The organism is Polaromonas eurypsychrophila (assembly GCF_014641715.1).
In the GTDB taxonomy this organism is placed as follows: Bacteria; Pseudomonadota; Gammaproteobacteria; order Burkholderiales; family Burkholderiaceae_C; genus Polaromonas; species Polaromonas eurypsychrophila.
Genome location: NZ_BMIG01000001.1, coordinates 255,271 through 277,412, shown reverse-complemented (window position 1 = coordinate 277,412; position 22,142 = coordinate 255,271). Strand labels below are relative to the sequence as shown.

Below are 22,142 nucleotides of genomic sequence, written 5' to 3'. Positions count from 1 at the left end.
ACGGCACTGCAACGGCGTTGAAGAGGCCCCAGGCGTGCGTCAAATCGCCACAGCTGGATGCCGTGCGACGCCGCCCAGGGCCGCACTTCACAAGGCGCCTCGTCCGCAGCCACAGTTCGACCAGCCCCAGCGCCAGCGCCAGCGCCAGCAAGGATCGCGGCGATTCGTCGAGTGAGCAGGGCAGCATGAACTGTTGCAGTTGTTCGAACCACACCCCCGAGCCACATATCTCAAGCACATCGAGCAGATAGGGTGACAGCGAGCCCGTGGTTCGCGCCTCAGTGCCGTCAACGACCAGACAGGCCTGGCCCCTGGGGGTCAGGCGGTAACAGCAGCAGGCCAGGCTTTTAGGGCAAGCAGGCGTTTTGATCGAGGCCATGGACGTCTCCTTTGACGATCCGGTTTGCGGGCGTGCAACTTTGACGCAGTTGGTCACGCTCACGCAAGGTTTCAGTAGTGACAAAACACCGGTTGCGGGGCAAGTCCACATCGCAACTCTCGGCACCCATGGTGCATCTGGAGCGCCTGAAGTTCTCTTGACTTCCGTCACGAACAAACGCTCACCTGAAGCCACACGCTTGACGACCGTCAAGTTTTGCGTATTTAACCGGGCTGCTTGAGGCAAGGGCGATGGACGGAAGGCACTTTGCCTTCCCCCAAAACGTGAGCGGGCACTGATGGCCGCCCCTGCCATCTGTGGCGTAGCAACCACAAGGTTTACCTCAATCCCCCACGGTGCCCTCTCGCGAAGGTGTCGAAAATCGCACATCAGACGCGACCTACATCCAAATCAGGCCATCACAGGGGACACTTGGGGGTGATACAAAATGTACGAGCGGTGCCCACGCGCCGCCCGTCCTTGCCAACTTACGTTAAGAGCGACAGGCACCATGGACCAGGCCCCTCAAACAAACAGCCGCAAAAAACCCCAGCCCAAGACGAGCTCCCGTGCTTCCAGCAAGAGCCCCGCTGCAGCCAACGGGACATCGTTGCCCGGCCTGGCGATGCCGGACTCTCATCTGGCCGAGGCCCGGTCGCGCCAAATCCTGGCCGCGATGATGGCCTTGTCCGATGGCGACTTCCAGGCCAGGCTGCCCTCTGACTGGTCCGGCACCGACGGCCGAATTGCCGAGGCCTTCAATCAGGCGATCCGCTACGCGGGGCATGTCACTTCAGAAGCCGAGCGCGTGCGCACCACCGTGGGGAAGGAAGGACGTCTGTCGCAGCGCATGTCCGCGCCGGGTGCGATTGGCGGCTGGGCCGACCAGGTCCAGTCCCTGAACACCCTGATGGACGACCTGGTGCGTCCGACCACCGACATTGCCCGCACCATTGGCGCCGTCGCCAAGGGCGATCTCGGCCAGTCCATGGACCTGCAGGTGGATGGCCGCGCGCTCAAGGGGGAGTTTTTGCGTTCAGCCAAGCTGGTCAACTCGATGATCGAGCAGCTTTCGGTGTTCACCTCGGAAGTGACACGGGTGGCGCGCGAAGTGGGCACCGAAGGCAAGCTGGGTGGCCAGGCACAGGTCAAGGGCGTGTCCGGTGCCTGGAAAGACCTGACCGATTCGGTCAACCAGATGGCCGGCAACCTGACGGCGCAGGTGCGCAACATCGCCGACGTGACGATTGCGGTGGCCAACGGCGACCTGTCCAAAAAGATCACGGTGGACGTGCGTGGCGAAATCCTGCAGCTCAAGGAAGCGACCAACACCATGGTCGATCAGTTGCGCTCCTTTGCCTCCGAGGTGACGCGTGTGGCGCGTGAGGTCGGCACCGACGGCCGACTCGGCGGCCAGGCGGTGGTGCCGGGTGTGGCCGGCACCTGGAAGGATTTGACCGATTCGGTCAATTCCATGGCCAACAACCTGACTTCGCAAGTGCGCAACATCGCCACCGTGACCACCGCCGTGGCGCGCGGCGACCTTTCCCGCAAGATCACGGTGGACGTGAAAGGGGAAATCCTGGAGCTCAAGGAAACCATCAACACCATGGTGGACCAGCTCAACGGTTTTTCCTCCGAGGTGACGCGGGTGGCGCGCGAGGTCGGCACCGAAGGCAAACTCGGCGGCCAGGCGGTGGTGCCCGGCATCGCCGGCACCTGGAAGGACCTGACCGACTCTGTCAATTCGATGGCGTCCAACCTGACCGGTCAGGTCCGCAACATCGCCGGTGTGGCAACCGCCATTGCCAAAGGCGATCTGTCCTCCAAGATCACGGTGGAGGTCAAGGGCGAGATCCTGGCACTCAAGGAAACCATCAACACCATGGTGGACCAGCTCAACGGCTTTGCCTCCGAGGTCACACGGGTGGCGCGCGAGGTCGGCACCGAAGGCAAACTCGGCGGCCAGGCGGCCGTACCGGGCGTCGCTGGCACCTGGAAAGATTTGACCGACAACGTCAACTTCATGGCGTCCAACCTGACCGGCCAGGTCCGCAACATCGCCGAGGTGACCACCGCCGTGGCCAATGGCGACCTGTCCAAGACCATCACCGTGGACGTCAAGGGCGAGATTCTCGAACTCAAAAACACCATCAATACCATGGTGGATCAGCTCAATGGCTTCGCGTCTGAGGTCACGCGGGTGGCGCGTGAGGTCGGCACCGAAGGCAAGCTCGGCGGCCAGGCCGCCGTGCCGGGTGTGGCGGGCACCTGGAAAGATTTGACCGACTCGGTCAACTTCATGGCCTCAAACCTGACCGGCCAGGTCCGCAACATTGCCGAGGTGACCACCGCGGTGGCCCGCGGCGACCTGTCCAAAAAAATCACCGCCGACGTGCGTGGCGAGATTCTCGAACTCAAGAACACCATCAACACCATGGTGGACCAGCTGAACGGCTTTGCCGGCGAGGTGAGCCGGGTGGCGCGCGAGGTGGGGACCGAGGGCGCCCTCGGTGGCCAGGCCCAGGTGCCCGGTGTGGCGGGAACCTGGAAAGACCTGACTGACAACGTCAACTCCATGGCCTCCAATCTCACAGGCCAGGTGCGCAACATCGCCGATGTGGCGACTGCGGTGGCCAACGGCGACCTGTCCAAAAAAATCACGGTGGACGTGAAGGGCGAAATCCTGGAGCTGAAGAACACGCTCAACACCATGGTGGACCAGCTGAACGGCTTTGCATCGGAGGTCACCCGCGTCGCGCGCGAGGTCGGCACCGACGGCAAGCTGGGCGGTCAGGCCCAGGTGCGTGGCGTGGCCGGCACCTGGAAGGACTTGACCGACAACGTCAATTCCATGGCGAACAACCTGACCGGCCAGGTCCGCAACATCGCCGACGTGACCACCGCCGTGGCACGCGGCGACCTGTCGCGCAAGATCACGGTGGAAGTGAAGGGTGAAATCCTGGAGCTGAAGAACACCATCAACACCATGGTGGACCAGCTCAACGGCTTCGCATCGGAGGTCACGCGGGTGGCGCGTGAGGTCGGCACCGAAGGCAAGCTGGGCGGCCAGGCTCAGGTGCCCGGCGTGGCCGGTACCTGGAAGGACTTGACCGACTCGGTCAATTTCATGGCCTCGAACCTGACAGGCCAGGTCCGCAATATCGCCGAAGTGACCACCGCCGTGGCGCGAGGCGACCTCTCCAAGAAAATCACTGCCGACGTGCGCGGCGAGATTCTGGAAGTCAAGAACACCATCAACACCATGGTTGACCAGCTCAACGCCTTTGCCGGCGAGGTGAGCCGCGTGGCGCGCGAAGTCGGCACTGAAGGCAAGCTGGGTGGCCAGGCGGCTGTGGAAGGGGTGGCCGGCACCTGGAAAGACTTGACCGATAACGTCAACTTCATGGCCAACAACCTGACCGGCCAGGTGCGCAACATCGCCGAGGTGACGATTGCCGTGGCCAACGGCGACCTGTCCAAGAAGATCACGGCTGACGTGCGCGGCGAAATTCTGGAGGTCAAGGAAACCATCAACACCATGGTCGACCAGCTGCGCTCGTTCGCGGCGGAGGTCAGCCGTGTGGCCAAGGAAGTGGGCACCGACGGCAAGCTCGGTGGCCAGGCCCAGGTGCCGGGCGTGGCCGGCACCTGGAAAGACCTGACCGACAACGTGAACTCGATGGCCTCCAACCTCACGGGCCAGGTCCGCAACATCGCCGACGTGGCAACGGCCATTGCCAAGGGCGACCTGTCGCGCAAGATCACGGTGGACGTGAAGGGCGAGATCCTGCAGCTGAAGGAAACCATGAACACCATGGTCGATCAGCTCTCGGCCTTCGCCTCCGAGGTCACGCGGGTGGCGCGCGAGGTGGGCACCGAAGGCAAGCTGGGCGGCCAGGCGGCAGTGCCCGGCGTGGCAGGAACCTGGAAGGACTTGACCGACAACGTGAACTCGATGGCCTCCAACCTGACTGGCCAGGTGCGCAATATCGCCGAGGTGACCATCGCCGTGGCCAACGGCGACCTGTCCAAGAAGATCACGGTGGACGTGCGCGGCGAGATTCTTCAGCTGAAGGAAACCATCAACACCATGGTGGAACAGCTGCGCTCCTTCGCCTCCGAAGTGACGCGGGTGGCGCGCGAGGTCGGCACCGAAGGCCGCCTTGGCGGCCAGGCCGCAGTGCCCGGCGTGGCCGGCACCTGGAAGGATTTGACGGATACGGTGAACGGGCTGGCCAACAACCTCACGACCCAGGTGCGCAACATTGCCGAAGTGACAACCGCCGTGGCGCGGGGCGACCTGAACCGCAAGATCACGGTGGACGTGAAGGGCGAAATTCTCGAACTGAAGAACACCATCAACACCATGGTGGACCAGCTCAACGCCTTTGCCGGCGAGGTGACGCGGGTGGCGCGCGAGGTGGGCACCGAGGGCAAGCTGGGCGGTCAGGCCCAGGTGAGCGGCGTGGCCGGCACCTGGAAGGACCTGACCGACAACGTGAACTTCATGGCGTCCAACCTCACCGAACAGGTGCGCGGCATCGTGAAGGTGGTGACAGCCGTGGCCGACGGCAACCTGACCCAGCGTCTGACCGTGCAGGCCAAGGGCGAGGTGGCGGCGCTGGCCGACACCATCAACGGCATGACCGACACGCTGGCCATCTTCGCCGATCAGGTGACCAATGTGGCGCGCGAGGTGGGCGTTGACGGGCGGCTTGGCGGCCAGGCCAACGTGCCCGGCGCAGCCGGTACCTGGAAGGACTTGACCGGCAACGTCAACCTGCTGGCCGCCAACCTGACGACCCAGGTGCGCGCGATTGCCGAGGTGGCCACAGCCGTGACCAAGGGCGATTTAACACGCTCCATCCAGGTGGATGCCAAGGGCGAGGTGTCCGAGCTCAAGGACAACATCAACACCATGATCTCGAACCTGCGCGAGACCACCGAGAGCAACCGCGAGCAGGACTGGCTCAAGACCAACCTGGCCCGCTTCACCGGCATGTTGCAGGGTCAGCGCGAACTCAACACCGTCGGCCGGATGCTGCTGTCCGAGCTGGCGCCCCTGGTCAACGCGCACCAGGGCACGGTGTACCACTGGAGCGGTGATGAGGCGGATGCCAACATGAATCTGCTGTCCAGCTACGCGCAGGCCGGCAACGTCAAGCTGGCACGCAGCATCAAGCTCGGCGAAGGGTTGGTGGGGCAATGCGCCGTCGAAAAACGCCGTATTTTGCTGATCAACGCGCCTACGGACTTTGTCAACATCAGCTCCAGTCTCGGAGAAGCCCGGCGGGTCAGTGTGGTTGTGCTGCCGGTGCTGTTTGAAAACGAAACCAAGGCCGTGATCGAGCTGGCCTCGCTGGACCCGTTCACGGTGGTCAACCTGAACTTCCTGGACCAGCTCGCCCTCAACATCGGTGCGGTGTTCAACACCATCGAGGCGACCATGCGCACCGAGGGCCTGCTGACCCAGTCGCAGCAGCTCACCGTCGAGCTGCAGTCGCGCCAAAGCGAACTGCAGCAAACCAACGAAGAACTGGGAACCAAGGCGCGTCTTCTCGCCGAACAGAACGAAGAGGTCGAGCGCAAGAACCGCGAGGTCGAGCAGGCCCGCGGGGCACTCGAAGAAAAAGCGTCGGAGCTGGCGCTGACTTCCAAATACAAGTCGGAATTTCTCGCGAACATGTCGCACGAGTTGCGCACGCCGCTCAACTCGATCCTGATCCTGAGCCAGCAACTGGCGGAGAATTCTCCCGGCACGCTGTCGGCCAAACAGGTGGAGTTTTCCCGCAACATCAACTCGTCGGGCAGCGACCTGCTGCACCTGATCAACGACATTCTCGACCTCTCCAAGATCGAGTCCGGCACGGTCACGGTCGAGGTGGAGGAAATTCCTTTTGCCAGCCTGCGCGACGACATCGACCGCAACTTCCGGCATGTGGCCGAGGCAAAGAACCTGCCTTTTCACATCCGGTTTTCGGACGACTTGCCGCGCTCCATGGACAGCGATCCCAAACGCCTGCAGCAGGTGCTCAAAAACCTACTGTCCAACGCCGTCAAGTTCACCGCGCAGGGCCAGGTGGAGGTGCGCGTCGACCTGGCCACAGCGGGCTGGAGCGCCGAGCATCCGGTGCTCAGCCAGGCACAGCAGGTGGTGGCCTTCGCCGTGGAGGACACCGGCATCGGCGTCGCGCCTGAAAAGCAGCGCCTGATCTTTGAGGCTTTCCAGCAGGCCGATGCCGGCACCTCGCGCAAGTACGGCGGCACCGGCCTGGGCCTGGCCATCAGCCGCGAGCTGGCCTCGCTGCTGGGCGGTGAAATCCGTCTGAGCAGCGTGCACGGCCGGAGCAGTTGTTTCACGCTTTACCTGCCGCTGCATTACGTCGGCTTAGACGGTGCCATATTGCAGAGTACAGAGCAGGCGGACGCTTCTCGCCCGGTAGTTGTGCTGCCGGCGGCGCGCGAGGAAACCATTGCTGACGACCGCGACAGCATCGCCCCCGGTGAGCCGGTTCTGCTGGTCATCGAGGATGACCCGCACTATGCCCGCATTCTGCTCGGCCTGGCCAGGGACAAGGGCTTCAAGGGCATTGTGGCGAGCCGGGGCGCGCACGGCCTGGTGCTGGCACGCCAATACCGGCCCGCGGCGATTTCGCTAGACATCTTCCTGCCCGACATGCTGGGCTGGACCGTGCTCAACCAGCTCAAGCTGGACCCGGCAACGCGGCACATCCCGGTGCAGATCGTGACACTGGAAGAAGAACGCCAGCACGGCCTGTCACGCGGCGCCTTTGCCTACCTGGTCAAGGAGCCGACGACCACCAACCTGGAGGCGGCCTTCGACCGCATCAAGGAGTTCACCGCGCCGCGCACCAAACGCCTGCTGGTGGTGGTGGAGGACAACACCATCGAACGCAATGCCGTGCTGGAGCTGTTGGGCCATGACGACATCGAGATGGTGGCCGCCGGCAGCGGCGACGAGGCATTGACCGCCATGAAGAAAGAGGCCTTCGATTGCATCGTGCTCGACCTGCGTCTGCCCGACATGACCGGTTTCGAGCTGCTGGAAAAAGTGCATGCCGATCCGGCTCTGGCCGCTGTGCCTGTGGTTGTTTTCACCGGCAAGGACCTGAGCCGGCAGGAACAGTCCCGCCTGCATTCGATGGCCAAAAGCATTGTCCTCAAGGATGTGCGCTCGCCGGAAAGGCTGCTGGACGAAACCGCGCTGTTCCTGCACCGCGTGGTGACCGGGCTGCCGGCACACAAGCAGGAGATGCTCGAGCGTTTGCACAATTCTGCCGAAGTCCTGCGCGGCCGCACGGTGCTGGTGGTCGACGACGATGCACGCAACATTTTCGCGCTGATTTCGGTGCTGGAGAATCACGAGGTCGAGGTTATCAGCGCCACCAACGGCCGCCAGGCCATAGACATCATCAAGAACACGCCCGACATCGTCATGGTGCTGATGGATATCATGATGCCCGAGATGGACGGTTATGAGACCATGCGCGAGATTCGCAAGGACCCGCAGTTTCGCACCTTGCCCATTTTGGCGCTGACCGCGAAAGCCATGAAGGGCGATCGCGAAAAGTGCCTGGACGCGGGTGCCAGCGACTACATTGCCAAGCCCGTCAATACCAACCAGTTGCTGTCCCTGATGCGGGTCTGGCTGTTCCGTTGATGTGCCCCTTAACCTGCCCAGGTCTGATGTGAAAAGCCTTCTCACCCCGCAAGCACCAAATCCGTCGTTCATTGATCAGGTCAATATCCTGATCGTCGACGACGAGCCGAAAAACCTGACCGTGCTGGAATCCATTCTTGACGACCCAGGCTACCGGCTGGTGCGGGCCAACTCGGGCCAAGAAGCCCTGCTTGCGCTGATGGCTGAGGAATTTGCGGTGCTGGTGCTGGACGTGCGCATGCCGGGCATGACCGGGTTTGAACTGGCGCAGCTCATCAAGGAACGCAAGAAAACCTCGCGCGTGCCGATCATCTTCCTGACCGCGTATTACAACGAAGACCAGCACATCCTGGAGGGTTACGGCAGCGGTGCGGTGGATTACCTGCACAAGCCGGTCAACACGGCGGTGCTCCGGTCCAAGGTCGCGGTGTTTGCCGAACTGTTCTCAAAAGGCCGGGCGCTTGAACTGGCGAACCGCACGCTCATGACGGAAGTCGGCGAGCGCCGCAAGGCCGAGGAGCGTCTGCACGAACTCAATGAAACCCTGGACCGTCGCGTCACCGAGCGCACCAACACCGTGGAGCTGCGCGAAGCCGAACTGCGGGACGCCAATCGCCGCAAGGACGAATTCCTGGCCACGCTGGCGCACGAACTCAGGAACCCGCTGGCGCCGGTCCGCAATGCGGTCCAGTTGCTGCGCGTGAAGGGCCTGGACACGCCGGAGCTGCAGTGGAGCACCGATGTGATTGACCGTCAGATTCAGGCCATGAGCCGCCTGATTGATGACCTCATGGACGTGAGCCGCATCAACCAGGGCAAGATCGAGCTGCGCCGGGACTGGGTCACGACAGAAGATGTTCTGCGCGATGCCGTCGAGTCCAGCCGTCCTCTGATCGACGAATGTGGGCATGAGCTGTTGCTGACATTGCCTGAGCAGCGCCTATCGCTGCATGCCGACCGCACACGCTTGACCCAAGCGTTCATGAACCTGCTGAACAACGCCGCAAAGTACATGGACCGCGGCGGGCGCATCGAGGTGATTGCACGAGATGCGGGCAACGAAGTGGTCGTGACCGTGAAGGACAAAGGCATAGGCATTCCCGGTGATCGGCTGCAGAATGTTTTTGAAATGTTTTCCCAAGTGGAAACCACGCTGACGCGTTCGCGCGGCGGCCTCGGCATCGGCCTGTCGCTGACCCAGCGGCTGGTCGAGATGCACGGCGGCACGGTGCAGGCGCGCAGTGAGGGCACCGGGCTCGGCAGCGAATTCGAAGTGCGCCTGCCGCTGACGTCCGAGACGTCCACCGACATGTCGCCGCCCTCGCAAGCTCCTGGGGCCGAACGCTTCATTCCCTCGCAGGAGTTGCGTATCCTGATCGCCGACGACAACCAGGACGCGTGCGCCACCCTGGCCAGTCTGCTGGAACTGATGGGCTACTGTGTCCGCCAGGCGCACGACGGCCAGGCCGCCGTGGATGTCGCCGCCGACTTCGACCCGCAGGTGGTGCTGCTCGACATCGGCATGCCCAAACTCAACGGCTACGAGGCCTGCCGGCACATCCGCGACCAGGCGGGCGGCGCGGCCAGAACCATTGTTGCCTGCACCGGCTGGGGTCAGGCCGATGACAGGCGCAGGTCAGAGGAGGCGGGGTTTGACCAGCATCTGGTCAAACCGGTGGACCCCGCGGTGCTTTTCGAGCTATTGGCTGCGGCGGCAGCCGGCACCAAGCCCAGCGCCTAGTCTTCCCGCCGCTGAGCGGCCTTGTCGTCGCCAGAGCGGGACGGGCGGTTCTTGTCCCATATCGGCCCCTCCGCCAATCAGGCCCGCCCCCATGCTCCAAGTACTCAAGCTGTGTTTTTCCTACCCGAACCGCACGCTGTTCACCGACTGGTCGGCGGACGTCGGGCCCGGCGTCACCCTGGTGCGCGGCGGGGACGGATGCGGCAAGAGCACGCTGCTGCGCTTGCTGGCCGGGCTGTTGGCGCCGGATGCAGGCGAGCTGCATATCCATGGTGTGTCACTGCACGATGCACCCGACGCCTACCGGGCCAAGGTGTTTTTCACAGAGCCGCGGTCAGAGACTTTCGACCGATTGACCCCAGTTCAATACCTTGCAGCGCAACGCCTGCGCTACCCCGCTTTTGACGAACAGTTGCTGGACCGGCTGGTGGACGGTCTGGCGCTGGACGAGCAGATGAGCAAACAGCTCTACATGTTGTCCACCGGCTCCAGGCGCAAGGTCTTTCTGGCGGCAGCCTTTGCCTCGGGTGCCGCCCTCACGCTGCTCGACCTGCCGTTTGCGGCGCTGGACAAGGCCTCCATCGGCTTTGTGACGGGTTTGCTGGAAGACGCATCCGCTCACAGCAATCGCGCGTGGGTGGTCGCCGACTACGCTGCGCCCGCCAGGGTGCCGCTGGCAGGCGTGATCGATCTGGGCGATTAAGCCTCTGGTCAATTTCAGGCCGATCATCACTATCAAATCAATAGCTATTTACGCCCGATGGATATGGGCTGGAGGGCCATTCAACTGTTAAATATCACCCGGAACCAAGCCGGCGATCCTGGTCGTGGCTGCGGGCAGGGACTTGCCCGCCATCTCGTCGGCCCGGCTGATTGCGCAGGGCGCGTACACGTCCAGCGCGCGCTGGTACATGCGCGTCTGTATGCCGAGCAGGCCAAGCACCGAATGAAAGTAGTTGTCGTGCGACACCGGCCGGTCAGCCCGTTCGCGCAGGCAGGCGGTGTTCACGGCCGTGCGCTGCGCGAAGCCAGCGGAGATCCAGGTGATCCACGGCACATGTTTCTGCACATCGGGCGCAATCATGTAGGGCATGCCGTGCAAGTAGAGGTTGTTCTCGCCGAGCGACTCGCCGTGGTCCGCCACATAGACCATGGCGGCGGCGTACTCGGCCTGTTGCCGTTGGAGCCAGGTGATGGTGGACGACAGAAAGTGGTCGGTGTAGGCGATGGAGTTGTCATAAGCGTTGATCAGCGCGGCGCTGCCACAGCCCTGCAGATCGTTGTCCGTGCACTCGGGGCCGAATCGCTTGAACGCGACCGGTGAGCGCAGGTGATAGGCCGGGCCGTGGCTGCCCATCTGGTGCAGCACCACCACCACGCCGCGCGCGCGGCGCTCGGCCGGCAGCGCTGCGATGCGTTGGTCCAGCCCTTCGAGCATGATGCCGTCGAAACATTCACCGCTGGGGCACAGCTGCGGGTGCGCCAGACCGGTGGTGCTGAAGTTGGGTACGCGGTCACAGGCGCCCTTGCAGCCGGACTGGTTGTCCAGCCAAAGCACAGCCAGGCCCGCGTGCTGGATCACGTCGAGCAAACCCTCGGTATTGTGCTTGCGCGCATCAAAACCTTCGCGGCCCAACCCAGAGAACATGCAGGGCACCGATGCTGCGGTGCTGGTTCCGCAGGACCGGGCCTGGCGAAAGCTGCTCACACCCTGGCGCGCCAGTTCAGGCGTGGTGTCGCGACCATAGCCGTTGAGGCCGAAGTTGCCGCTGCGCCCGGTTTCCCCGAGCACCAGTACCAGCAGCGGTGGGCGCCCGACCGGCACCAGCGCTGCCCGTGCGTCCAGCCCCATCGGCTGCAGCGCGGTGTTGCTGCGCCGCAGCGGCTGGCTGGCCAGATAGCCCAGCGCATACACGGCGTTGAGCGGATTGACCAGGTAACGCAGGTCCTTGTGGTTGCGCATGTTGGAAGCCAGGGGGCTGAAACTGGCCAGCACCAACAGTACCAGTGCCAGCAATGCGGCGCCCGCTTGCAGCAGGTTATGTAGGCCGCGGCGCGGCCAGCGACCGTAATCCACCGGCCAGTGCCACAGCGCAATAAAGGGCAACACACCCAGTAGCAGCAGCGAGACCGCCAGCTTCAAACCCAGCAAATCACGCACCTCGCGGACATCCGACTGCAATGCGTTGCTGATCATCGATGTGTCAATCACCACATGGTAGGCCAGCATGAAGTGCGCGCCAAAAGCCGCCGACAGCAGCAGCAAGGCCAGCATTGGCTTGAGCGTCCAGCGCCAGGCCAGCACACTCGCGATGCCGGTCAGGCAGGCGGTGATCATCAATGCAAATTCAAGGGCAAACAGCCAGCTGCCAGCCTGCCGGAACAGGCCCTGATCGCGCATGGCCAGCCACAGCGGCAGATTGGCTGCCGAGGCCAGCCAGGAACTCACGGCGAGGATCAACCAGCCGGGATGCGTGAAGGTGCGCCGCGATGCACCTGGAGTCGGCGCGGCTTCAGCCTTGACCGGATGGCGGCGAAAGGTCGGCATCTTCATGCAGCTTCACCGATGTCCTGGCCCAGCGGACTCAAGGCCAGGCGCGTGAACAGGCCGTCCATGGCCCAGGCCACGCACCAGCAGATAAAGGCTGTCCACAAGGTGTGGCTGGTGAAGTGCGCGCCGCGAATTTGCTGCGCCAAGCCCAGCACCCCGCCGGCCAGCAGCGCCGCGGCCAACCAGCCCCGCGCGATCACAGGCGCGGTCTCGCGAAACGCAAAATAACCGCCGACAAAGGCAAAGCCCGACGCGGCGTGGCCTCCCGGAAAGCACTGTCCGCTGCCGCCGTCGGGCGTCAGCAGATGCTGCCAGTGCGGCGTGTAATGCGCCACGCCGCCAAAGTCGGCCATGCTCCAGGGGCAGCTCGCGGTGCTGAAGGACTTAAGCGCGCCGACAACCAGCACCGCCAACAAGGGAGTGGCCGCCAGTTGCAGGCGGCGATTTACCGGCAGACGCAGCAACCAGCCGACCGGCCACCAGACCGCCACACACAGCCCCAGCGCCAGCAGCCAGGCCAGGCGTCTGGCGCCGTCGTGCAGCACCACTGTCAAAAAAGTGTTGTCACGCAATGGGAAACCGGCGGCCCCACCGAACCCGTGCGCCAACGCGAGGTCCAGCCCCGAGAAGTCCCAGGCCAGCAACAGCAGGGCCAGCGCGGCTGTGAAGGCCGCCAGATGTCTGTTTGAAAAACTTTGCATGGGCGCAGCTTCGGCGTCACGTCTTAAGCCTTCCTTAAGCGCTGTCGCGCACAATGCCGCATGCGTGTACTGGTTATTGAAGATGATGAAGGCATTGCCACCGGGCTGCAGGCCCACTTGAGGCAGCTTGGTTGGGCGGTGGACATGACGAACGGCGTCGAGACCGCCTGGACCGCGCTGCGTGTCGAGCCTTTCGATCTGGTGCTGCTTGACCTGGGGCTTGGCGACGGCGACGGCGCTGAGGTGCTGCGGCGCCTGCGCCAGGCGCCGGTGGGCCGGTTGCCGGACGCGGCCACGCCGGTACTGGTCATGACAGCGCGCGATCAGGTCGCCGCGCGCATTGAATGCCTGGACATGGGCGCCGACGACTATGTGACGAAGCCCTTTGACCCGGACGAGTTGGCCGCGCGCATGCGCGCCCTGCGCCGACGCTCGGTCGGCCGGGCACAAGCGCTGCTCAAGGTCGGTGCGCTTGAAATTGACCCCGCGAACCGCAGCGTGCGGCAGCACGGACAGCCGGTGGAGCTGTCGGCGCGCGAGTTCGGCGTGCTGCTGGCTCTCGTTGAAGTGCGTCCGCGGGTGTTGTCACGCCCGCAAATCGAGGCACGTTTGTATAGCTGGGACAACGCCCTTGACAGCAACGCGGTAGAGGTCCACGTGCACCACCTGCGCAGAAAACTCGGCGAAGGGGTCATCCGCACTCTGCGTGGCGTCGGTTATTTTGTTTCGGAGGACAAGGCATGAAGCTGCAACGCTCGCTGACGCTGAGCCTGATGGCCTGGGCCATGGGCGCGCTGCTGGTGGTCTGGGGCGGCTTTGTGGTGTTGGGCTACCAAACGGGCATCCATGAGGCCGATGAACTGACCGACGGTCATCTGGCCAGCGTGGCCCTGCTGCAACTGGCGCAAAACCCCGGACCGGTGGGCGCGCGCGGCGATGCGGCCAGCCTGCCCGGTCTGTCCAGCCTGAAGAGCCATGATTATCAGCGCTCCATGAGTGTGGTGGTATGGAATGGCGCAGGCCAAGTGCTGCAGCGCACCGGCGAAGCGCCGGAATTCGGGTTCATCAACGTGCAGGAAGGTTTTGAAACCCTGCAACTGGGCACCCCCGCTGTTGCATGGCGCGCCTTCTCCCGCTGGGACGGACCGGCGCGGCAGAAAAAGGTGACCGTGTTGCTGAGCATCAGTGAACGTGATGACCTGGCAAGGGACATTGCCGAGCAAGTCGCCGAGCCCGGCTTCTGGCTGCTGCCGGTGGTCGCGCTGATGCTGGGGCTGGCGATACGCCGCGGGCTGCGTCCTCTGTACGCGCTGGCGCGAGATGTGGACGCGCTGGACATCCACCAACCCACGCCACTGCGCAACCCGCATCTGCAGCGCGAGTTCACGGCGGTTGTCAACTCGATCAACACACTGGCAGCGCGTTACCAGACGGCGGTATCCCATGAGCGGGAGCTGGCCAGCGAACTGGCGCATGAGTTGCGCACGCCGCTGGCCTCATTGACGCTGCAGGCCCATGCCCTGCGTGAGGCCACCCCGGGCGCCGCGCATGACGCCTTGCTGGTCCAGCTCGAACATGATGCCTTGCGGGCCGGTCAGGTACTGTCCAACCTGCTGGCACTGGCCCGTGCCAGCCGCACCGAGCTGGTCGAAACCATGCAAAGCGTGGATCTGGACGTGATTGCCCGCACCGAGATCGCCGAGTTCGGCCAGGCCGCGCTGGACAGCGGCCATGAGCTGGCGCTGACCAGCCCCGGCCCGTTCGTCATACCCGGACATCCGGTACTGCTGGGCCTGGTGCTGCGCAACCTGATCGAAAACGCACTGAGTCACACGCCGGCCGGCACCAGCGTCGAGGTGCAACTCGACCCGCAGGCACGCTGGCTGCAGGTTTGTGACACGGCCGTCCAGGAGGCAGACAGGCCCGCACTAAACATGCGGCGCCATCATTCGCTGGGTCTGGGTTCGGGCCACCGCGTGGTGGAAAAAATTGCGGCGATCCACGGCGCCGGATTTGAAGAAGCGCCCCCGCCTGCCGGTTTCAACCGCTGCTACCGCGTAGTCTTTCGCGAGTCATCGGCACTGGCCCCAAGCACCTCATCGATCGGAGTTCACTATTAAATCGATAGCCACCCAGGCTCGCCAGACATGGGCTGCAGAGCTCTTTTACTTACTGATCACGCAAAACAATGCATTCCCGCATAGGTAATGAGCAGCGATCATGCAAGTCAGCGTAAGAGACCCCAGCTTAATGATCGAACATTTCGACACACACGATGGCTCCATTACAAAGCCAGGGCATTGACCAATTTCGCAACTCAAAGTGATGGACTACCCGTATAATTTTTTTGCTTCGCAGTTCAATCTTAATTTCATCCATGCGCCGGTTCGTAGCAATCCTCCTTCTGCTGTTTGTCTTCGCTCAGGCCTTCGCTGCTAGCGTTGAGGGGTCAGCACTTGCGCATGGCGATACCAAAGACGCAGAACACACCTCGATGCACTGGGACGGCGTCGCACATCATCATGATGCGCAAGGTGCCACGCACCAGGACAACTCCGACGAGTCCGTCCAGCACATCCTTGCCGACATGGTGCTCGGTGCCGCTGCCGTTCTATTGGCAGCGCCCCTTGCATCGTTTTCCCCGGAACGCGCCCCACCTCCACGCGCCGCTTCAGAATTCTCCGGACCCTCTGCGTATCCGGACGGAGTCAGACGACCTCCACGCCTGCTTGCCTGACATCCGCCGCTCTTAGCGCTCTTCGCGAGCGCTGAGTTGTCCATCGGAGCGACCCATCCGCCCGCAAGAACACGCACCCTCTGCGTTCGTATCGGGACCGGTTGCCATTGATTCGTCAGGAGTCTCGTGAAATTTTTCCTCTCAGGCCGTTTGCCGGGTGTTCTCGCAGGAGGCGTGCTCAGTTGCGTTCTGCTGAGCGCCGCGCTTGCCCAGCCTTCATCGTCTGCCCCCCCTGGCGTCACCAGCGCGGGCAACGTCACACTTGCCCAGGCGTCCGAATCGGCTTGGCAACGTGCCGTACAGGCACGCGAAGCCGACGGCCAGATTCTGCGTGCGCAGGCTGAGCGCTTGGCCGCCTCCAGTCTTTGGGCGGCGCCGCCCGCACTGGAACTCTCCCACCGCAATGACCGATGGCAGACCAACCAGGGACGGCGTGAATCCGAGGTCGGTCTGGCCTGGCCGCTCTGGCTGCCCGGACAGCGCGCAGCACGCAACGCAGCCGTTGATGCAGCGCTTGATCTGGGCCAGGCCGCTGTACAGGCCGGCCGCTTGCACTTCGCCGGGCTGGTTCGCGAAGCCTCCTGGCGAATGGCTGCCCAGACCGCAGAAGTCGGGCTGGCTGATACACAAGCGAAGTATTTGAAGGGCGTCGCGGACGATGTGGAACGCCGCGTCAAAGCCGGCGACCTGGCGCATGCGGACGCCCTGGCAGCCAAGGCCGAGCTGCTGTCGGCTACAGCGGCTCAAAGCGCCGCCCGCGAACGGCTTCAAGCCCTGCGGTCTCAGTGGGTCGTCCTGACCGGTCTGCAGGCCATCCCGGATGCGACCGAAACGCTGTCGGCCAGCGGCCCTGACCTGTCGTCACACCCCAATGTGCGTCTGGCCGAACTGACGGTCGATCGTGCCCGCAAGCGCCTGGACGTGGTCAATGTTTCACGGCGTGAGCCTCCAGAGGTGATTTTCCGGCTGCGCCAAGATACGCCCGGACGCGCGGAAGTCGCTCAAAACAGCATGGGCATCGGCGTGAGTATTCCCTTTGGCACGGACGGCCGCAACCAACCCCTTCAAGCGACCGCGCTGAGCGAACTGGACATTGCGCAAACCGCTGTCCAGCGCTTGCGTGATCGCCTGACTGCCGAAGCTGTCGTCGCGCGCGCCGCTGTTTTATCGGCGCAAGAGCAACTGGATGCCGAGCGCACGCGCGCCGGGCTGCTTCGTGAACGCGCCAGCCTCATTGACCGCTCCTTCAAGGCGGGCGAAACCCCCCTGCCCGAGTTGCTGCGCTCCCTCAACGCTGCATCGCAGGCAGAAGCAGCCTTGGCTCGCCAACAGACCGCTGCTGGCCTGACCCGCGCCCAGCTCCAACAAACCCTTGGTATCCTTCCATGAAACATTTCCTCTTCTACATACCGACGATGGGCTGGAAACGGCTTGCGGCTGCCCTGGGTGCCGCGATGCTTGCCGGGGCCACAGCCTTTGCCGCTCCAGGCGCCCATGGTCCCAACGGCGAACACCTTGACGCGCCGGCTGCCTCGGGCGGTGCCGTCAATGCCGCGCCCCGGTTCGAGGCACAGTCCGACATGTTCGAGGTGGTCGGCCGATTGCAGGGCGGTGAGTTCTCGATGCTAATCAACCGTTTTGCCACGAATGAGCCGGTACTCAACGCCAAAGTCGAGATCGAGTCCGGCGCGGTCAAGGCGCAGGCAAAGTTTCATGCCGACCTGGGTGACTACGCCGTGGATGACGCTGCGATGCTCAAGGCCTTGTCGCTGCCCGGCGACCACCCGCTGGTGATCACTGTCCTGGCCGGCGCTGAAGCTGATCTGCTTGACGGCACCTTGCATGTCACCGTTCCAGCCGATGACCATGACAATGGGGTGTCGTATTGGCTCTGGCTGGTGCTGTTGCTTGCCGTTTTGATGGCGCTCGGATTCTATTACCGCCGCAAGGCAAGAAGCTCGCGTAAGCCGGGCATGGGAGCAGTGCAATGAACGCCATGTCTAGACGGTTTTTGACGACTTGGTCCAAGCCGGCCCGTTCCCTTCAGGCGCTTGCCTTGGCGGCAGGCGTGTTTGCGGCCGCAGCCGCCTGGGCGGCCCCCGGCGCCCATGGACCCAATGGCGAACACCTGGACGCGCCTGCCACTGGCAGTACTACTGGCCTGGCCCGCTTGGCCGACGGCAGCGTCAACGTCCCGATGCTGGCGCAACGCCGCATGGGCATACGGACCCAGCTCACCGCTGAATCCGAAGCCGCAGCAAGCGTTGAGCTGTCGGGCAAGGTGGTGATGGACCCGAATGCAGGCGGGCGTGTTCAGGCTGTGCATGGCGGCAGCATCCAGGCCGGCCCGCGCGGCTTGCCGGTCTCAGGCCAGGCGGTCCGCAAAGGCGAGGTGCTGGCTTATGTTCAGCACCATGCCGAGCCCTATGCCCTGGCCAACCAGCAGGCGCTGCGGGCAGAACTTCAGAGCAGTCGTGACCTGGCGGCCAAGCGCGTGCAGCGCCTGCAGTCCCTGGAGGGGACGGTTCCACGCAAGGACATCGAAGCGGCACAGGCCGAACTGCAAAGCCTCACGGCCCGCGAGAAAAGCATTGCTGCCAGCCTGGGAGCGCGTGAAGCGCTGGTCGCACCAGTGTCCGGTGTGATTGCACGGGCCGACGCGGTACTCGGACAGATCGTGGAGGCCCGGGACGTCTTGTTCGAAGTGATTGACCCGGCCCGCGTTTTGGTCGAGGCAACGACGGCCGACCCCGCCCTGCCAGCCCGTCTGGGTGTCGCCAGCCTGCAGGGCCTCGCCGGCGTGAAGCTGCAACTGCTGGGTGCGGGGCGCAGTCTTCGCGACGGCGTGCTTCCGCTGACCTTTCGGGCCGCACCTGACAAGCCCGGCACCGCCATGCCTCTCGCCGTGGGTCAACCCGTGACAGTGGTCGCCTCGCTGAACGAAAAAATCAAGGGCTTCGTACTTCCGGCACAGGCGGTTGTCCGCAACAGCTCGAACGAACCTGTCGTCTGGATCAAGTCGGGCGCTGAACGCTATATTGCGCAGCCGGTGAAGTTCCTGCCTTTGGATGCGACCACCGTCATCGTGACTCAGGGCCTCGGGGCCGACAACCGCGTGGTGGTGCAAGGTGCGCCGCTGATCGCCCAGATCCGCTGAACGGAGCCATGCATGTTCAACTGGATTGTCAGAAACAGCCTGCACAACCGCCTGTTTGTCCTCGCAGCAGCCTTGTTGCTACTGGTCTATGGCGCCATCACTGCTGGCCGCACCGCCATCGACGTGTTTCCCGACCTCAACAAACCGCTGGTGACCGTCCTCACCGAGGCCGGAGGCATGGCGCCTGAGGAGGTCGAACAACTGGTGACCTTTCCGCTGGAGACGGCCATGAACGGCATGCCGGGTGTCACCCGTGTCCGCTCCACTTCCGGCGCCGGACTGTCCATCCTCTATGCAGAGTTTGATTGGGGCACCGACATCTACCGCAACCGCCAGCTCGTTGCCGAGCGTCTGGCATTGGTGCGGGAACAGTTACCGACCGGTATCACGCCGGTCATGGGGCCGGTGTCCTCGATCATGGGCGAGGTGATGTTGATCGCACTGCCACTGACGGCGGGCAGCAGTGGCGCTGCAGCCGCGACACCCATGCAGGCGCGGGAGTTCGCGGACTTCGTGTTGCGTCCACGCTTGTTGTCGATTCCCGGCGTCGCTCAAGTGATTCCCATCGGCGGCGAGGTCAGGCAATTGCGCGTGGAACCGGATACCGCACGCATGGCGCAGTTTGGCGTTTCGCTGTCTCAGATGGAGCAAGCCCTGCGCGGTTTTTCCGGCAACGCGGGCGGAGGCTTCATTGACCTCAACAGCAAGGAGTTCCTGATACGCCACATTGGCCGGACCAACCGCGTGGAAGACCTGCAAGGCATGGCGGTGGCCTGGAAAGACGGCCGGCCCATCCTGCTGGAGCAGGTCGCGACGGTTCGGTTTGCAGCGGCCATGAAACGCGGCGATGCCGGCTACAACGGGGTACCCGCGGTCATCGTCAGCGTCCAGAAACAACCCGCGGCCGACACGGTGCAACTGACGCGTGCCATTGAAACCGCCTTGAGCGGACTCCAGCAAAGTCTACCTGCCGGCCTGGCTGCGCCCACGGTTCTGTTTCGGCAGGCTGACTTTATCGAGGCCTCCGTCGGCAACGTGGCCGAGGCGTTGCGCGACGGCGCCATCATGGTGGCGATTGTGCTGTTTGCCTTCCTGCTGTCGGCGCGAACCACACTGATCTCTCTGGTGGCGATCCCGCTGTCGCTGGCGGTAACGGCGCTGGTGTTCAAGCTGCTGGACCAGTCGATCAACGTGATGACGCTGGGCGGGCTGGCCATTGCCATCGGGGAACTGGTGGACGACGCCGTGGTGGACGTCGAAAACATCTTGCGGCGTCTCAAGCAGAACCTGGCCGCCGGCAGCCCGCTGAGCACGCTGGAGGTAGTGCGCAGCGCCAGTGTCGAGGTGCGTTCCGGCATCGTCTACGCAACGGCCATCGTGGTGCTGGTTTTTGTGCCTCTGTTCGCCCTGCCCGGCATTGAAGGCCGCCTGTTCTCGCCGCTGGGCATCGCCTACATCGTCTCCATCCTGGCGTCAATGCTGGTCTCCATGACGGTCACGCCGGTGCTGTGCCACTACCTGCTGCCGCGCATGAAGCGGCTGGGCCACGGCGACAGCGCGCTGGTCAGCCGGCTCAAGCGCTGGGATGAGAAGGTGCTGAGCTGGTCCTTTCCGCGAGCCAAAGCCCTGATGGCCGTGGCCGCCCTGGCAGTTGCCGTCGCGGCGGCCAGTGTTCCCTTCTTCCCGCGTGCCTTCCTTCCCGCGTTCAACGAAGGCTCGCTGGTGTTGGGCATGGTTTTCAACCCGGGCACGGCGCTGGCGGAAGCCAATCGCATGGGTGCGCTGGCTGAAACCCTGGTTGCCGAGGTGCCGGAAGTGACCCAGGTGGGGCGCCGTACCGGTAGGGCGGAGCTGGACGAACACGCGGAAGGCGTTCATTCAGCGGAGATTGATGTGGACCTCAAGCGGTCCGACCGGGACCGGGAAGCCGTGATGGCCGACATCAGAAACCGCCTGGCAGTGTTGCCGGCCCAGGTCGCCATCGGTCAGCCGATTTCGCACCGGCTGGACCATCTGCTGTCAGGGGTGCGGGCCCAGATTGCCCTGAAAATCTTTGCCGACGACACCGACACCCTGCGCGGTCTTGGAGAGCAGATGCGCCAGGCGCTGTCCGGCATCGATGGGCTGGTGGACTTGACTGTCGAGAAACAGGTGCTGATTCCCCAGATCACCGTGCGCCTGGATCACCGCAAGGTGGCCCAGGCCGGGCTCTCGCCGGGTGAAGCGGTACGGGTGTTGCAGGCCCTCACCGACGGCGCACATGGCGCCCAGATCGTTGACGGTGCGCGCCGCTACGATCTGGTGCTGCGTTTACCCGATGACCGCCGCGGCCCGCAGGACCTGGCACGCACACTGATCGACACCCCCGCAGGACGGCTGCCGCTGTCGGCTATCGCCACCGTGGAGGAAACCGATGGGCCGAACCAGATCGGCCGCGAGAACGGGCGCAGGCGTATTGTTGTTTATGCCAACACCGACGGCTCGGACATGGGGCGGGTGATAGGGGACATCCGCGCGGCGATGGCCAAAACGCCCCTGCCCGCCGGGACCTTTGTCAGTCTGGAAGGCCAGTTTCAGGCCCAGGAGCAGGCGATGCGCCTGATCATCGGCCTGTCGCTGTTGTCGCTCATGATGGTCTTCCTGGTTCTTTACGCGCGCTACACCTCGGCGGTACTTGCCGGGATCATCATGATCAACATCCCATTGGCCTTGATCGGCAGTGTGGCGGCGATGTGGATCGCGGGTGTCAGCCTGTCGGTGGCGTCGATGGTGGGCTTCATCACCCTGGCGGGGATCGCCACGCGCAATGGCATTTTAAAAGTCAGCCACTACATCAACCTGTGCAAGTTTGAAGGCGAGGTGTTTGGACAAGCGATGATCGTAAGGGGGTCTCTGGAGCGGCTCACGCCGGTTCTGATGACAGCACTTGTGGCGGCCTTTGCCTTGACACCGCTGCTATTTGCAGCTGATGCGCCCGGCAAGGAAATCCTCCATCCGGTGGCGGTCGTGATTTTCGGCGGGCTGATCAGCTCAACGCTGCTGGACACTCTGCTCACCCCCGTTATGTTTGGCTTGTTCGGTGAGCACGCCACCCAGCGTCTTCTTGCCGCGGATCCGGACACCGGCCGAACGTCAGGTGCTGCGCAGGAGTCGTATTGATTGACACCTTGCGAACAGTTTTCAAGGCCTTCT

11 protein-coding genes are annotated in these 22,142 nt (G+C 63.7%); 9 read left to right on the top strand and 2 right to left on the bottom strand.

What is annotated here, in order from left to right:
- Positions 1 to 1,004: 1,004 nt before the first annotated feature.
- From IEX16_RS01300 to IEX16_RS01290, 3 genes are all read left to right on the top strand, one after another.
- The gene (locus IEX16_RS01300) at positions 1,005 to 8,063 is read left to right on the top strand and encodes a HAMP domain-containing protein (protein WP_229676107.1); all 7,059 of its coding nucleotides are present in this window, start codon (positions 1,005 to 1,007) and stop codon (positions 8,061 to 8,063) included.
- A 28-nt stretch (positions 8,064 to 8,091) separates the two neighbouring features.
- A complete protein-coding gene (locus IEX16_RS01295) occupies positions 8,092 to 9,804 on the top strand; it encodes a response regulator (protein ID WP_229676106.1) in 1,713 nt (570 codons plus the stop codon).
- A 91-nt stretch (positions 9,805 to 9,895) separates the two neighbouring features.
- On the top strand, positions 9,896 to 10,507 hold the full coding sequence (locus IEX16_RS01290; protein ID WP_188705791.1) for an ABC transporter ATP-binding protein: 612 nt from the start codon (positions 9,896 to 9,898) through the stop codon (positions 10,505 to 10,507).
- 87 nt (positions 10,508 to 10,594) lie between these two features.
- Here IEX16_RS01290 and IEX16_RS01285 read toward each other — a convergent pair whose 3' ends face one another.
- The gene (locus IEX16_RS01285; RefSeq protein WP_229676105.1) at positions 10,595 to 12,358 is read right to left on the bottom strand and encodes a phosphoethanolamine transferase; all 1,764 of its coding nucleotides are present in this window, start codon (positions 12,356 to 12,358) and stop codon (positions 10,595 to 10,597) included.
- Entirely contained in the window at positions 12,355 to 13,056 is a 702-nt protein-coding gene (locus tag IEX16_RS01280) for a phosphatase PAP2 family protein (RefSeq protein WP_188705788.1), read from the bottom strand. The genes IEX16_RS01285 and IEX16_RS01280 overlap by 4 nt, the downstream gene beginning before the upstream one ends.
- Positions 13,057 to 13,116: 60 nt before the next feature.
- Here IEX16_RS01280 and IEX16_RS01275 point away from each other — a divergent pair, with 60 nt between their 5' ends.
- The 6 genes from IEX16_RS01275 (at position 13,117) to IEX16_RS01250 (ending at position 22,109) form a co-directional block, all read left to right on the top strand.
- Positions 13,117 to 13,800, top strand: a complete 684-nt coding sequence (locus tag IEX16_RS01275) for a response regulator transcription factor (RefSeq protein WP_188705786.1) — start codon at positions 13,117 to 13,119, stop codon at positions 13,798 to 13,800.
- Positions 13,797 to 15,176: a histidine kinase dimerization/phospho-acceptor domain-containing protein gene (locus tag IEX16_RS01270; RefSeq protein WP_188705785.1), complete on the top strand. Its 1,380-nt coding sequence runs from the start codon at positions 13,797 to 13,799 to the stop codon at positions 15,174 to 15,176. The genes IEX16_RS01275 and IEX16_RS01270 overlap by 4 nt, the downstream gene beginning before the upstream one ends.
- Positions 15,177 to 15,919: 743 nt before the next feature.
- A complete protein-coding gene (locus tag IEX16_RS01265) occupies positions 15,920 to 17,182 on the top strand; it encodes a TolC family protein (RefSeq protein WP_229676104.1) in 1,263 nt (420 codons plus the stop codon).
- Positions 17,179 to 17,784, top strand: a complete 606-nt coding sequence (locus IEX16_RS01260) for a hypothetical protein (RefSeq protein WP_229676103.1) — start codon at positions 17,179 to 17,181, stop codon at positions 17,782 to 17,784. Before IEX16_RS01265 ends, IEX16_RS01260 begins: the two co-directional genes overlap by 4 nt.
- Positions 17,781 to 18,950, top strand: coding sequence for an efflux RND transporter periplasmic adaptor subunit (locus IEX16_RS01255; RefSeq protein WP_373288254.1), 1,170 nt, complete (start codon positions 17,781 to 17,783; stop codon positions 18,948 to 18,950). Before IEX16_RS01260 ends, IEX16_RS01255 begins: the two co-directional genes overlap by 4 nt.
- 12 nt (positions 18,951 to 18,962) lie before the next feature.
- Complete coding sequence (locus tag IEX16_RS01250) at positions 18,963 to 22,109, top strand: efflux RND transporter permease subunit (protein ID WP_188705783.1); 3,147 nt, start codon at positions 18,963 to 18,965, stop codon at positions 22,107 to 22,109.
- The last annotated feature ends 33 nt before the right edge of the window (positions 22,110 to 22,142 follow it).

Coding starts and splice junctions, on each gene's coding strand:
- IEX16_RS01275 (WP_188705786.1), top strand. CDS start 13,117: ATGCGTGTACTGGTTATTGAAGATGATGAAGGCATTGCCACCGGGCTG.
- IEX16_RS01285 (WP_229676105.1), bottom strand. CDS start 12,358: ATGAAGATGCCGACCTTTCGCCGCCATCCGGTCAAGGCTGAAGCCGCG.
- IEX16_RS01290 (WP_188705791.1), top strand. CDS start 9,896: ATGCTCCAAGTACTCAAGCTGTGTTTTTCCTACCCGAACCGCACGCTG.
- IEX16_RS01280 (WP_188705788.1), bottom strand. CDS start 13,056: ATGCAAAGTTTTTCAAACAGACATCTGGCGGCCTTCACAGCCGCGCTG.
- IEX16_RS01260 (WP_229676103.1), top strand. CDS start 17,179: ATGAAACATTTCCTCTTCTACATACCGACGATGGGCTGGAAACGGCTT.
- IEX16_RS01250 (WP_188705783.1), top strand. CDS start 18,963: ATGTTCAACTGGATTGTCAGAAACAGCCTGCACAACCGCCTGTTTGTC.
- IEX16_RS01300 (WP_229676107.1), top strand. CDS start 1,005: ATGCCGGACTCTCATCTGGCCGAGGCCCGGTCGCGCCAAATCCTGGCC.
- IEX16_RS01270 (WP_188705785.1), top strand. CDS start 13,797: ATGAAGCTGCAACGCTCGCTGACGCTGAGCCTGATGGCCTGGGCCATG.
- IEX16_RS01255 (WP_373288254.1), top strand. CDS start 17,781: ATGAACGCCATGTCTAGACGGTTTTTGACGACTTGGTCCAAGCCGGCC.